The sequence below is a fragment of the Fodinicola acaciae genome (assembly GCF_010993745.1).
GTDB lineage: Bacteria > Actinomycetota > Actinomycetes > Mycobacteriales > HKI-0501 > Fodinicola > Fodinicola acaciae.
In genome coordinates, this window is record NZ_WOTN01000002.1 from 890,851 (window position 1) to 904,517 (window position 13,667).

At 70.4% G+C, this 13,667-nt stretch carries 14 protein-coding genes; 12 read left to right on the forward strand and 2 right to left on the reverse strand.

Going from position 1 to position 13,667, the window contains the following annotated elements; genetic code table 11:
• Positions 1-98 precede the first annotated feature (98 nt).
• From GNX95_RS19545 to ahcY (GNX95_RS19600), 12 genes are all read left to right on the forward strand, one after another.
• Entirely contained in the window at positions 99-1,478 is a 1,380-nt protein-coding gene (locus tag GNX95_RS19545) for a phosphomannomutase/phosphoglucomutase (RefSeq protein ID WP_163508839.1), read from the forward strand.
• Between the two features lie 2 nt (positions 1,479-1,480).
• A complete protein-coding gene (locus GNX95_RS19550; RefSeq protein WP_222853760.1) occupies positions 1,481-1,678 on the forward strand; it encodes a Trm112 family protein in 198 nt (65 codons plus the stop codon).
• Positions 1,675-2,871: an SIS domain-containing protein gene (locus GNX95_RS19555; RefSeq protein WP_163508841.1), complete on the forward strand. Its 1,197-nt coding sequence runs from the start codon at positions 1,675-1,677 to the stop codon at positions 2,869-2,871. The genes GNX95_RS19550 and GNX95_RS19555 overlap by 4 nt, the downstream gene beginning before the upstream one ends.
• A complete protein-coding gene (locus GNX95_RS19560; protein ID WP_163508842.1) occupies positions 2,868-3,794 on the forward strand; it encodes a cation diffusion facilitator family transporter in 927 nt (308 codons plus the stop codon). Before GNX95_RS19555 ends, GNX95_RS19560 begins: the two co-directional genes overlap by 4 nt.
• Before the next feature lie 2 nt (positions 3,795-3,796).
• Positions 3,797-4,921: a mannose-6-phosphate isomerase, class I gene (manA, locus tag GNX95_RS19565; RefSeq protein ID WP_163508843.1), complete on the forward strand. Its 1,125-nt coding sequence runs from the start codon at positions 3,797-3,799 to the stop codon at positions 4,919-4,921.
• 74 nt (positions 4,922-4,995) lie between these two features.
• Positions 4,996-5,310 (forward strand): DUF2695 domain-containing protein, encoded by a 315-nt coding sequence (locus GNX95_RS19570; protein ID WP_163508844.1) that lies wholly within the window; start codon positions 4,996-4,998, stop codon positions 5,308-5,310.
• 88 nt (positions 5,311-5,398) lie between these two features.
• The gene (locus GNX95_RS19575; RefSeq protein WP_163508845.1) at positions 5,399-6,808 is read left to right on the forward strand and encodes a glycoside hydrolase family 43 protein; all 1,410 of its coding nucleotides are present in this window, start codon (positions 5,399-5,401) and stop codon (positions 6,806-6,808) included.
• A 33-nt stretch (positions 6,809-6,841) separates the two neighbouring features.
• Entirely contained in the window at positions 6,842-7,318 is a 477-nt protein-coding gene (locus GNX95_RS43275) for a hypothetical protein (RefSeq protein WP_246281678.1), read from the forward strand.
• Positions 7,319-7,609: 291 nt separating this feature from the next.
• Positions 7,610-9,055: an amidohydrolase gene (locus GNX95_RS19585; protein ID WP_163508847.1), complete on the forward strand. Its 1,446-nt coding sequence runs from the start codon at positions 7,610-7,612 to the stop codon at positions 9,053-9,055.
• Positions 9,056-9,111: 56 nt separating this feature from the next.
• Positions 9,112-9,474: a MerR family transcriptional regulator gene (locus GNX95_RS19590; protein WP_163508848.1), complete on the forward strand. Its 363-nt coding sequence runs from the start codon at positions 9,112-9,114 to the stop codon at positions 9,472-9,474.
• Between the two features lie 14 nt (positions 9,475-9,488).
• Complete coding sequence (gene ahcY / locus GNX95_RS19595; RefSeq protein WP_163508849.1) at positions 9,489-10,934, forward strand: adenosylhomocysteinase; 1,446 nt, start codon at positions 9,489-9,491, stop codon at positions 10,932-10,934.
• A gap of 151 nt (positions 10,935-11,085) precedes the next feature.
• Complete coding sequence (gene ahcY, locus GNX95_RS19600) at positions 11,086-12,363, forward strand: adenosylhomocysteinase (protein WP_222853761.1); 1,278 nt, start codon at positions 11,086-11,088, stop codon at positions 12,361-12,363.
• A 56-nt stretch (positions 12,364-12,419) separates the two neighbouring features.
• On the opposite strand, the gene GNX95_RS19605 is transcribed toward ahcY (GNX95_RS19600), so the two are convergent.
• Positions 12,420-12,587 carry a hypothetical protein gene (locus tag GNX95_RS19605; RefSeq protein ID WP_163508850.1) on the reverse strand — a complete coding sequence of 56 codons (168 nt, stop codon included), beginning with the start codon at positions 12,585-12,587 and terminating at the stop codon, positions 12,420-12,422.
• Positions 12,588-12,679: 92 nt separating this feature from the next.
• Entirely contained in the window at positions 12,680-13,642 is a 963-nt protein-coding gene (locus tag GNX95_RS19610) for an RDD family protein (RefSeq protein WP_163508851.1), read from the reverse strand.
• Between the last annotated feature and the right edge of the window lie 25 nt (positions 13,643-13,667).

Sequence of the window (13,667 nt, forward strand, 5' to 3'; positions counted from 1 at the left end):
AGGGGGATGAGGCTGGACCGGCGGTTGAGGCCGGGCCCGATCCGGCGCGGGTACGCTCGGCGGCGACCAGAGCTGGCCAAGCAGCAAGAGGAGCGTACGTGCCGTCGCAGACCCGCCGCGATCTGTCCAGGACCGTGAAGGCGTACGACGTGCGCGGTGTCGTCCCTGACGACCTCGACGAGGCGGTGGCGACCGCGCTCGGCGAGGCGTTCGCGCGGCTCGTCGGCAAGGACGGCGCCACCAGGGTGGTCATCGCGTACGACATGCGCGAGTCGTCGATCCCGCTGTCCAGAGCCTTCGCCGACGGCGTACGCAAGCGCGGTCTGGACGTGCTCGACGCCGGGCTCGGCTCCACCGACATGCTCTACTTCGCCTCCGGCCACCTCGACGCGCCGGGTGCGATGTTCACCGCGAGCCACAATCCGGCGCGCTACAACGGCATCAAGCTGTGCCGCGCCGGCGCCGCGCCGATCGGCCAGGACAGCGGGCTCGCCGAGATCCGCGAGACCGCCGCCGAGCTGCTCGCCAACCCCGGCGACGACAGCAAAACCGGCACCATCGAGCAGGTCGAGATCCTCGATGCGTACGCGCGCCACCTGCGCTCGCTGGTCGACCTCGACGGCTGCCGGCCGCTGAGGGTCGTGGTCGACGCCGGCAACGGCATGGCCGGTCACACCGTGCCGGCGGTGTTCAAGAGTCTGCCGATCGAGATCGTCCCGATGTATTTCGAGCTGGACGGCGACTTCCCCAACCACGAGGCCAACCCGCTCGACCCTGCCAACCTCGTCGACCTGCAGAAACGCGTGCAGCAGGAGCACGCGGACGCCGGCTTGGCCTTCGACGGCGACGCCGACCGCTGCTTCGTCATCGACGAGCGCGGCGAGTGCGTGTCGCCGTCGGCGATCACCGCGTTGGTGGCCGTACGCGAGCTGGCCAAGCATCCCGGCGGCACGATCATCCACAACCTGATCACCTCCAGGGCCGTGCCGGACATCGTCAAGGAGCACGGCGGCGAGCCGGTGCGTACGCGCGTCGGCCACTCGTTCATCAAGGCTGAGATGGCGCGTACGGACGCGGTCTTCGGCGGCGAGCACTCGGCGCACTACTACTTCCGCGACTTCTGGCGCGCCGACACCGGCATGCTGGCCGCGCTGCACGTGCTGTCCGCGCTGTCCGAGCACGGGGGTCCGCTGTCCGCGCTGACCGCGCGCTTCGACCGTTACGCGAGCTCCGGCGAGATCAACTCCACCGTCGATGACCAGGCAGAATGCACCGCCAAGGTGGCGCTCGCGTACGAGGGCCGGCCCGGTGTGGTGACCGACCGGATGGACGGTCTGACGGTGACGCTGGCCGACGGCTGCTGGTTCAACCTGCGGCCGAGCAACACTGAACCCCTGCTGCGGCTGAACGTCGAGGCACCCGATGCTGACAGGATGGAGGTGCTACGCGACGAGGTGCTGTCTTTGATCAGGGAGTGACCGTGACACTGGACAAGACGCTGCTGGACATCCTGGCGTGTCCCGACGACCATGCCACGCTGGCGTACGACCCGGCCGCCGCGGGCGGTGCCGGTGAGCTGGCCTGCACGTCCTGCGACCGGGTCTACCCGATCACCGACGGCATCCCGGTGCTGCTGCTCGACGAGGCCCGCCGCACCGGCGCGCCGGCGCAGAAGTGAGCGCACCTGGCGCGTTCGTCGCCGAACGCCTGGACAATCCCGACGGCCTGCTGGAGTTTGACTCCGCGCAGCTGCTGCGCGGCATCGCCGGCGCCGGCGCTCAGCTACGCGAGGCCAGCCAGCTGACCGCCGAGGCCGGCCTGCACCAGCTCGGCGACGAAGGCCGGCCGCGATCCGTTGTCGTCGCCGGTGTCGGCACTGCGGCGCGTACCGGCGACATCCTCGCCGCGGTCGCCGGACCGCGCTGCCCAGTGCCGGTGTTGGCGCACCGCAGCGCCGGCATCCCCGGCTGGGTCGGTGCCGCCGATGTCGTCATCGCCGTGTCGGCGTCCGGTCGTGGCCCGGAGGCCATCGCCGCCGCGGACGCGGCGGCCGCGCGCGGTGCGCGGCTGGTGGCGATCGGAGCGCCCGACTCGGAGCTGCAGTCGTACGCCGAGCGTGCGCGCGCGCCGTTCGTACCAGTGCCGCGCCGCCGGCCCGCGTGGGTCAGCCTCTGGGGCCTGACCGCGCCGGTGCTGCTGACCGGCCGCGCGCTCGGCCTCACGTCCATCACCGAGACCGACATCGCCGAGGCGGCGACGCGGCTCGACGCCGATGCCGACCGCTGCCGGCCCACCGCGGAGACGTTCGTCAATCCGGCCAAGACGCTCGCGATGGACCTCGCCGGCACCATCCCGGTGGTCTGGGGCTCGTCGCGGCTGGCGACCGTGGCGGCCAGCCGGATGGCCGACTCGCTGGCCGCCAACGCGCGTTATCCCACGTCGTCAGGCGGTCTGCTGGAGGCCAGCCGGGGCAGGGTGGGCCTGCTGGACGGCATCTACGGATCGGTCGCCGGGCCGAAGGACATCTTCGCCGACCCGTTCCTGGACGAGGAGCAGAAGGGTCCGGACCCGACCCGGCTGCGGGTCGTGCTGCTGCGCGACGAGCCGGACGCCGGTGTGGAGCCCGAAGGTGCCGAGCCGGTACGACCGGACTCCGCTCGTGCGGACGTGGTCGAGGAGCTGGCGCGCGAGCGCGGCGTCGGCATCAGCGTCATCAACGCCGAAGGCGTGTCGCTGCTGGAGCGGCTGGCGTCGCTGGTCGGTCTCGCCGACTTCGCCTCGCTGTATCTGGCGCTCGGCCACGGCATCGACCCGGTGGTCGTACCAGCCGTCACCGAGCTCAAGGAACGGTCCGCGCGGAGGCCGGCATGAGCACCGAGGGCGGCGCACGCGCCATTGTCGCCGCGTTGCTGGCCAACCTCGGCATCGCGCTGACCAAGCTGGTCGCCTTCTTCCTGACCGGCTCGTCGTCGATGCTGGCCGAGTCGATCCACTCGGTCGCCGACTCCGGCAACCAGGTTTTGCTGCTGATCGGCGGAAAACGCTCGCGGCGCGCGGCGACACCGGAGCATCCCTTCGGCTATGGCCGCGAGCGATACGTCTACGCGTTCCTGGTGTCGATCGTGCTGTTCAGCGTCGGCGGACTTTTCGCGCTGTACGAGGGATATCACAAGATCGAACATCCGGAGCCGATCGAGTCGTGGCAGTGGGTCCCGGTGGTCGTGCTGCTGGTGGCGATCGGTCTGGAGGGTTATTCCTTCCGTACGGCCATCAAGGAGTCCAACCACACGCGCGGCAACGCGTCCTGGATCAACTTCCTGCGCCGTGCCAAGGCACCGGAGCTGCCGGTCGTCCTGCTGGAGGACACGGCGGCTCTCGTCGGTCTCGTTTTCGCGCTTTTCGGTGTCGGCCTGACGCTGCTGACCGGCAACGGCGTGTGGGACGGCATCGGTACGCTCGCGATCGGTGTGCTGTTGGTCACGGTGGCGGTTTTCCTCGCTGTCGAAACGAAAAGCCTGCTGCTCGGCGAGTCGGCGTCGGCGGAGGCGGTCCGCCGGATCGAGGACGCGATCGGCTCGGTCGAGCACGTGGAAGGCATCATCCACATGCGCACCATGCACCTGGGTCCGGAGGAGTTGTTGGTGGCGGCCAAAATCGCCGTGCGCCACGACGACACCGCCGCCGCGGTGGCGGCCGCGATCGACGCCGCCGAGGCGAAAATCCGCGCCGCGGTGCCGATCGCGCGGGTCATCTACCTTGAGCCGGACATCTCTCGTACGCCGTCGAAAGGCTGACGATGCAGCGACTGACCGGCCCGATCCGGCCGTACGACTGGGGCTCGCACGAGGTCATCGCGCGCGTACAAGGCCGCGATTTTCCCACCGCGGAGCCGGAAGCCGAGCTCTGGCTCGGTGCGCACCCGGCTGATCCGGCCACTGTGGACGGTCGCGGCCTGGACGCGGTGATCGCCGGCGATCCGGATGCCGAGCTCGGCGCGACGGTCGTACGCCGGTTTGGCGCCAAGCTGCCGTTCCTGCTCAAGTTGCTGGCCGCGCAACGGCCACTTTCGTTGCAGGTGCACCCAAACCTGGCGCAGGCGGCGGCCGGCTTCGAGGCCGAGGAAGCCGCCGGCGTGCCCGTCGACGCGCCGCAACGGCGTTACAAGGACGCCAACCACAAGCCGGAAATGCTGGTCGCGGTCGGACGGACGCAGGCTCTGGCCGGGTTCGCCGATGACGCCACGGTTTTCCTGCGCAAGCTGCAGTGGCCGCCGGGCCTGGGGTGGGCCGACCGGCTGGAGGCCGGCGATTTGCATGGAGTGGTCAGCGACATCCTGCGCGGCGCGCCGGATTTCGATGACCTCGCTGACCTGTGCGCGGCCGAAGGCTCGGCTCGCGCGCTGGCGATCGCCGATCTCGCCGCGCGTTATCCCGGCGATCCAGGCGTACTGGTCGCGATGCTGCTCAACCACGTCGAGCTTTCTCCTGGCGACGCGATCTACCTGGCCGCCGGCAGTCCGCACGCCTACCTTCGCGGCGCCGGCGTGGAGATCATGGCAGCGTCCGACAACGTGCTGCGCGGCGGCCTGACGAGCAAGTTCGTCGACGTCGACGAACTGCTGCGGATCCTCGCCTTCGAGCCGGGTCCGCCGCCGGTCGTGACGCCGGTCAGCGCCGGTCCGTCGACCGTACGGTGGCCGACTCCGACCGCGGAGTTCACGTTGTACGAGATCACCGTCGGCGGGTCGCCCGTCGCTTTGCCGGCAGTCGGCTCACCGCGCGTGTTGTTCTGCCTGGAAGGCGAGGTGCGGGCGGCGGACCTGTCGTTGCGAGGCGGCGAGTCGGCCTGGTCGCCGGCCTCCGACCCCGAGCTGACCGCGCGCGGCACCGGCCGTCTCTTCGTCGCCACCGTCGGAGGCTGACCCCAACCGGCGCGAAACTGTCGGACCCCCTCTCGACGCTGGAGGTGTCCACAGGACGCGAGACGGGAGGGGACATGGGGACGAAGGTGTGTCCGGGTTTTCCGGAGGAGCCCGAGAGGTGGCGGCGCGACGAGCCGGCCGGTGACCGGCCCGGTCCGGCCGAGTGCCTGCCGTGTTACGTGCACCGGATGCTGGCCGCGCACGACTGTGACCAGGACTTCCGCTGGGTGCGTTGCTGGCAGCGCGCGCACCGCGACCGGCCGGAGCTGGTCGGCTGGCTCAAGCGGCACGGCGCGTGGTGTGACTGCGAGGTCCTGCTCAACGTCTACGACCTCGACGCGGACGCGCCGCCGCGGCCGTGCGACCACGGCCCGGTCAACGGCCGTTAGCGGCTGATTTCGCGGTTGCCGCCGAAGTTCCTGGACGGCTCGGCGGCGACCGCGTACAACGTGAGCATCCACAGCGAGGGGAGTACGTATGCGTCGCGTGATCAGGGCCCTTGTCGCCGCGTTCCTGGTGGTCGCCTGCCTGGCCGCGCCGGCGCAGGCGGCGCCGGCCTCGACCACCTTCCGCAACCCGCTCAACGCCGGCCCTGACCCGTTCCTGACCTGGTACCAGGGCAACTACTACCTGTCGACCACGCAGGGAGACGCCATCCGGATCTGGAAGGCGCCGTCGCTCAACCAGCTGCTCGCGGCGCCGGCCAACACGGTGTGGCGGGACAGCGACGGGTCGCGCAACCAGCAGGTGTGGGCTCCGGAGTTCTACTTCCTCGACGGCCACTGGTACGTCTACTACACGGCCGACGACGGGGTCGACGCCAACCACCGGATCTATGTGGTGGAGTCCGACGGCACCGACCCGCTGGGTCCCTACCATTTCAAGGCCAAGCTGCAGCCGGCCAACCTCGACGTGTGGGCCATCGACCCGACGATCCTGCAGCTCGGCGGCCGGCTCTACCTCGGCTTCTCCAGCAAGCACAGCGGCAACAACTCGCTCTACATCGCGCCGATGAGCAATCCGTACACGCTCTCCGGCAACGGCGTCTACCTGCCGGCCAGTGGCTGCACCTCGGACACCGTGCGCGAGGCGCCGGAGTTCGTGCACAGCGGTGGCAAGACCTGGATGGTCTATTCGACCTGCGACACCGGCAAGCCGGACTATCAGCTGTGGGAGAAGTCGCTCAACGACGGCCTCGACCCGCTGGTGGCCGGCAACTGGGTCCAGCACTCTGGCGCGGTGTTCAGCCGCAACGACTCCACCGGTGTGTACGGCCCTGGCCACCACGCGTTCTTCACCTCGCCAGACGGCGCCGAGCAGTGGATCGTCTACGCCGCCAAGAACACGTCGGCCTACACATACGACGGCCGCACGACCCGAGCGCAGCGGATCGGCTTCAACGCCGACGGCAGTCCCGACTTCGGCAGTCCGCTCGCGGCCGGCGCCACCCAGAACCTGCCGGCCGGCGACCCCGGCAGCCAGCAGGGCTGGATCAACGACGACGGCCGCACCAGCGGCGACGGCGCCATCGCGTACGCCGGCGACGGCTGGCTGAGCGGTGGCGGCTGCGGCGTGCAGTGCTTCTGGAGCGACGACCACTGGAACGGCACCGCCGGCGCGACCGCGACGTACTCGTTCACCGGCACGCAGATCGCGCTGCTGTCGGTGCGCGACACCAACTACGGCTATGCCGCGCTGTCCATCGACGGCGGGCCGGAGACCACGATCGACCTGTACTCGTCGATCAGGATGGGAGAGCAGGTCAACTACGTCAGCCCGCGGCTCGCGGCCGGCAGCCACACGTTGCGCGTACGCGTCACCGGCGACAAGGACGGTGCGTCCAGCGGCACCCTGGTCGAGATCGACCGCGCCGAGATCTACGGCTAGCCGCAGCGCGAAGGGTGACGTTCTGTCGGTCGCGTGACCGACAAAACGTCACCCTCGGCGTGGCGTTACGGAGTGGCGGAGGAGGACGGCGCAGGCGTCGACGAGTCGGACGGACACGGTGCCGGCGACGACGGCGGCGAGGATGGCGGCTCACCGCTCGGACTCTCGGTCGGCACCGGGCTTTCCGTCGGGTCGGCGGCCACGGCGGCCTTGGCGACCACCGGCACCGGGCTGGCGGTCGGCGGCTCGCTCGACGGCGGCTCACTGGCCGGCGGCTCGCCGCTGGGGCTCTCGGTCGGTGCCGTCGAGCCGCTCGGCGTCGGACACGGGTTGCACGGCTGCCCGGTCGGCGCCGGCGACGACGGCTGTTCCGTCGGTGCTGAGGTCGGCTCTGAGGTCGGCTCTGAGGTCGGCTCTGAGGTCGGCTCTGAGGTCGGGTCTGCCGCTGGCGCGGCGCTGCCGGATGGCTCACCGGTCGGCGAGACCGTCGGTGTCGGACACGGGTCGTAGGCGGCCCCCGCGTGCGCCATGCCGGCGCCGACGAGTGCGCCGAGGACGACGACTGCTGATGCTGTGACGGCCACGGAGGCCAGAATCCGCGACCTTCTGTTCCCCGTAGCCTTGGCTTGCTCCGTCCCTTCCATCAATCCTCCTGTTGCCTAGTCCGTGAGCGCGTACGAGCAGGTCATCCGCGCTCTTGACCTGCCGAGAATCCCATTCGTCCGGTTATGTGGCAAGTTGACTGATTTGGGACTGGTGGGATCGGCGCGGGCCGGCGGCTGGTTTTGCCACGATGGACCCATGCCTGATCTGTTGCTCCGCCGCGCGCGCGTGCTCCGCCTCGCCGGTCCGGCCGGATCGGTCGCCGAGCCGGCCGACATCCTGGTCTCCGATGGCCGCATCCGCGTGATCGGCGACGCCAGCGCGTACGCGACGGGCGCGGAGCAGCTCGACCTCGACGGCCGGTATATCCTGCCGGGCCTGTGGGACCGGCACGTGCACTTCACCCAATGGGCCATCTCGCGCCAACGGCTTGACCTGACCGGCGCCGGCAGCGCCGCGGACGTCGTCGCGCTGGTCGCCGCGCGCGTCGCGGCCAGCGACGAGCCGGTGGTCGGATACGGCTTTCGCGACGGACTGTGGCCGGACCGGCCGCATCGCGACGACCTCGACAGGGTCGCGCCGCATGTGCCGGTCTTCCTGGCCGCCAACGACCTGCACAGCGGCTGGTGCAACTCGGCCGCGCTGCGGATCGCCGGCTTCGCCGGCCACCCGACCGGGCTGCTCCGCGAGACCGACTTCATGACGGCGCTGCGATCGGTGCCGGTGTCGGCGAAGCTCGACGCGGCCGTACGTGACGCCGCCGAAGCGGCCGCCGCGCGCGGTGTCGTCGGCATCGTGGACCTGGAGTTCGGCGCCAACCTCGACACCTGGATCCAGCGCCAGACTCCGCTCCTGCGCGTGGAATGTGGCGTCTACGCCTCGCAGCTGGACGACGCGATCGAGCGAGGCGTACGCACCGGTGACGTCCTGCCGGAGACCGGCGGCCTGGTGACGATGGGGCCACTCAAGGTCATCACCGATGGCTCGCTCAACACGCGTACGGCCTATTGCCACGACCCGTACGCGGACGGCGGCCATGGCGAGCTGATCGTGCCGCCGGACGAGCTCGTGCCGCTGATGCGACGCGCCGCCGCGCACGGCATCGACGCGGCGATCCACGCGATCGGCGACCACGCCAACCGTCTCGCGCTCGACGCCTTCGCGGCGGTCGGCTGCCGCGGCTCGATCGAGCACGCGCAGCTGCTCGCGCCAGCCGATGTCGGCCGGTTCGCCGAGCTCGGTGTCGTCGCCAGCGTGCAGCCACAGCACGCCGTCGACGACCGCGATGTGGCGGACCGTTATTGGCACGGTCGTACGCACCGCGCCTTTCCATACCGCGACCTGCTCGATGCCGGAGCGGAGCTGGTGTTCGGCTCGGACGCGCCGGTCGCGTCGCTCGACCCGTGGATCTCGGCGGCGGCCGCGGTCGAGCGCCGCGACGACGACCGGCCCGCGTGGCATCCGGAGCAGGAGATCACCGTCGCCGAGGCGCTGGCCGCGTCGACCAACCGGCGCCGGAGCATACGCGTCGGCGACTTCGCCGACCTGGTCATCACCGACGACAACCCGCTCGACGGCCGGCTTCGCGGCATGCCGGTTCACGGGACACTGTTAAGTGGACGCTGGACGTACGCACCGAAGTGACCACCCAGCGGAATGCGGCGGGCCAACCTTGACAATGTCCTGCTAAGGTTGAGGCGATGAACCTGCTCACCATCCAGGAAGCCGCGGAGACCACCGGTTGGTCGCCGCGGATGCTCCGCTACATCGAGCAGGCCGGCCTGGTGGCCGCCGGCCGGTCCGACTCCGGCTATCGGCTCTATGGCCCCGAGCAGCTGCAGCGGCTGCGTACGTTGCGCGAGCTGCTCAACGACTACGGCGTCAGCCTCACCGAGGTCGGTTTCGCGCAGCGGTTGCGCACCGATCGCGAGCTGGCCGCCGCCGTACACAACTGGTTCACCGCGGAGCCGGCCCGGCCGGCCGAGGTGCCGCCGGCCGACTGGCTGGCCTACGAACAGCGTAAACACCAGAACCTGCTGGAAAGCCTGGCGACCACGTCCTAGAGGAGAGCGCAGCTTTGACCACGACCACGGGTGACTTCAAGGTCGCCGACCTGTCCCTGGCCGACTTCGGCCGCCGCGAGATCAAGCTGGCCGAGCACGAGATGCCCGGCCTGATGGCGATCCGCGAGGAGTACGCCAGGACCCAGCCGCTCAAGGGCGCGCGGATCACCGGCTCACTGCACATGACGATCCAGACCGCGGTGCTGATCGAGACGCTGGTCGCGCTCGGCGCGCAGGTCCGCTGGGTCTCCTGCAACATCTTCTCCACGCAGGACCACGCCGCCGCCGCGGTCGCCGTCGGTCCCAACGGCACCGTCGACAACCCGCGGGGTGTGCCGGTGTTCGCCTGGAAGGGCGAGACGCTGGAGGAATACTGGTGGTGCACCGACCAGGCGCTGACCTGGCCCGGTTTCGACGGTCCGAACATGATCCTGGACGACGGCGGCGACGCCACCCTGTTCGTCCACAAGGGCGTCGAGTTCGAGAAGGCCGGCGCGGTGCCGTCGGCGGACGAGAACGACCCGGAGGAATACGGCATCATCCTGGAGACGCTGCGCAGGTCGCTGGCCGCCGACCCGCAGCGGTTCACCAGGATGGCTCCGGGCATCAAGGGAGTCACCGAGGAGACCACGACCGGCGTACACCGGCTCTACGAGATGCAGCGCGACGGCACGCTGCTCTTCCCGGCGATCAACGTCAACGACTCGGTCACCAAGTCCAAGTTCGACAACAAGTACGGCTGCCGGCACTCACTGATCGACGGCATCAACCGGGCCACCGACACGCTGATCGGCGGCAAGGTCGCGGTCGTCTGCGGCTACGGCGACGTCGGCAAGGGCTGCGCCGAGTCGCTGCGCGGCCAGGGCGCTCGCGTGATCATCACCGAGATCGACCCGATCTGCGCGCTGCAGGCCGCGATGGACGGCTACCAGGTCACCACGCTGGAAGACGTCGTCTCCGTCGCCGACATCTTCGTCACCACGACCGGCAACAAGGACATCATCACCGCCGCGCACATGCAGGAGATGAAGCACCAGGCGATCGTCGGCAACATCGGCCACTTCGACAACGAGATCGACATGGCCGGCCTGGCCAAGCTGCCCGGCATCAAGCGCGAGGAGGTCAAGCCGCAGGTCCACACCTGGACGTTCGCGGACGGCCACTCGATCATCGTGCTGAGCGAGGGCCGGCTGCTCAACCTCGGCAACGCGACCGGCCACCCCAGCTTCGTGATGAGCAACTCCTTCGCCAACCAGACCATCGCGCAGGTGGAGCTGTTCACCAAGGAGGGCCAGTACGCCAAGGAGGTGTACGTGCTGCCCAAGCACCTCGACGAGAAGGTCGCGCGGCTGCACCTGGACGCGCTCGGCGTCAAGCTGACCCAGCTGAGCAAGGAGCAGGCCGACTACATCGGTGTGCCGGTCGAGGGACCGTACAAGCCGGACACCTACCGCTACTAGGAAGTCTTCCCCTCCACAGGGCCTCCGTGCGTACGCATGGAGGCCCTGCGGCCGTCATCGCGCACGTACGCGGGGACAATCGGATTCCGAATGTAACCGCGGCAGGCGGGAAAGACCGCCTTCAGTAACAATCGGACAGGTGGGTGAGCCGGTGACCAGACAGCGGCTGCGGTCCGACATCGCCGACCCGGCGCTGGCCGACGACGGCGCGGCGCGGATCGCGCGCAGCGAGCGGTCGATGCCGGTGTTACGCGCCATCCGCACCGACTTCGCGCAGCGCCGGCCACTGGCCGGCCTGACGGTGGCGGCCTGCCTGCACGTCACCGCCGAGACCGCCAACCTGGTCGGCACGCTGACCGCCGGCGGCGCGAGCGTACGGCTGGCGGCCTCCAACCCACTGTCCACACAGGACGACGTGGCGGCCGCTTTGGCCGCACAGCGGGAAGTCGCGGTGTACGCGCGGCGGGGTGTGCCGCCGGCCGACTATCACGAGCATCTCAACGCCGCGATCGGTCCCGGTCCCGACCTGGTGATCGACAACGGCTGTGACCTGTCGGTGGCGCTGCACACCGACCATCCGGACCTGGCCGCCGGCGTACTCGCCGGCTGCGAGGACACGCCGACCGGCGTGCTGCGGCTGCGCGCGATGGCCGCCGACGGCGCGCTCGGCTATCCGGTCGTCGCGCTCGACGACACGCCGACCCGGCGGCTGGCCGACCACCGGCACGGCACCGGCCAGTCGTGCGTCGACGCGATCCTGCGGTCGACCAACATGCTGCTGGCCGGCCGTACGGTCGTCGTCGCCGGCTTCGGTTCGGTCGGACGCGGCGTGGCCGAACGAGCCCGCGGCATGGGCGCCAACGTGGTGGTCACCGAGGTCGATCCGGTGGCCGCGCTGGACGCCGTGCTGTCCGGCTATCGCGTGCTGCCGATGGCGTTGGCGGCTCCGGAGGCGGACGTGATCGTCACCGCGACCGGCAACCGCGATGTCGTACGCGGTGAGCACCTGGAGGTGCTGCGGTCCGGAGCGGTGCTCGCCAACGCCGGCCACTTCGACGTGGAGATCGACGTGCGGTGGCTGCGCGAGCACGCGGTCGGCGTACGCGCACCGCGGCCGGCGGTGCAGGAGTTCACGCTGGCCGGCGGCCGTACCGTGTCGTTGCTGGCCGAGGGGCGGATCGCCAACCTCGGCGCGGCTGACGGCAACCCGGCCGCCGTCATGGACCTGGCTTTCGCCGAGCAGGCGCTGACCGTCGCGTGGCTGGCCGGCCGCTCGCGGCTGGAGGTCGGCGTGCACCGGGTGCCGGCCGATGTCGGCTCACAGGTCGCGACGCTGGAGCTGGCCAGCCTCGGCGTAGGCATCGACGCGCTGAGCGAGGTGCAGCGGCGCTATCTGTCCGCCTGGCGCCAGGGCTCCTGGGACTCCTGAGCTGGCCGCGACGCCGGTTGCTGTCACCTGGTGCCGGTGACGAGGCGTTGCGGCCCTCAGGCGGCGGGGAGGTGCCTGCCTTCCAGCGTCCAGCCGGCCGGGCCATGCACCCAGTGCAGCTCGTCGGCCCACGGGCGGTGCGCGGCCATCATCCGGTCGTGCATCCGCACCTGCTGGGCCACCACGCCGCGAATCGACCGCAGGATCTTCGTGGTTGCCTTCATGACCTCATGATCGGCGCCTGGCCAGGTCATGTGAATGGCCAATCGATCGCCGGCGGCCCCCGTTTCCCGCGGATTCCTCGTCGGATCGGTGGTCAGGCTGGAGGTCGATAGCCGGTGGCGGCGGCCGGCTCGGTCGAGGCCGGCTTGGCCCACACCGCTGGATCGTCCGGCATCGCCGGCGTTTCCGGTGTGGCGGCGGGAAAAGCCGCGGCGGCGACTGCCGCGGTCTGCTGGCTGAACTTCGCAGCTGCCGCTCGGCGCTCGGCGCTGCGTTGGAGCGTACGGCGGCGCCGCTCCGCCAGCACCGACACCAGAAAGACCGCTGGTGGCGTGCCGGTCGGTGGTGGCGGCGCGGTCACCTCGGCGACCTCGGCGACCAGCTCGGCCTCCAGCTTCAGCAGTGCCGGCAGACGCAGGTCGCTGGCTCTGGTGATCAGCCGGCGCATGGCCAGCGCCAGCTCGTCGTCGAGTCGGGTCAGGTCGAGCGTCTGGGCCCATGGCTGCAGCTGCGGCGGCACGTCCGGGATGCGTACGCCGCGGTCGGGCAGCCGTTCCTGCAGCACGATCGTGCCGGCGGCGATGTCGCCGAGCCGTTTGGCGCGGCCGTTGAACAGCAGCGTGATCAGCCCGATGATCCAGGCGATGGGGCCGAGCAGGACGCCTGGCCACTCCAGCGCGAAGCCGACCAGGCCGCGTACCAGCGCCTGCCGGAACCGGATCGGCCCGCCGTCGTCGCGGACCACCCGCAGGCCGAGCGCGAACTTGCCGGGGCTCCTGCCGCGGGACAGCGTCTCGAAGGCGATCGGCCAGACCAGGAAGACCAGGATGATCGTCAGCAGCAGGCCGACCAGATATGCGGCGGTGTCGCCGCTGATCAGCAGGCCGGTCATGGCGAACTGCGCGACGTAGACCAGGCCGTACTGGCAGGCCGCGTCGATGGCGATGGCGAGCGTACGCGTGCCGAGCCTGGCCACCGGCAGCTCGATGGCCACCGCCTCGCCGGTGAGCAGCAGCCCACCGGCCGGAGTGCCTTCGGTCTGCTCGTCCGCCGCCATGCCACCAGTCTGCCAGGGCCGGTCT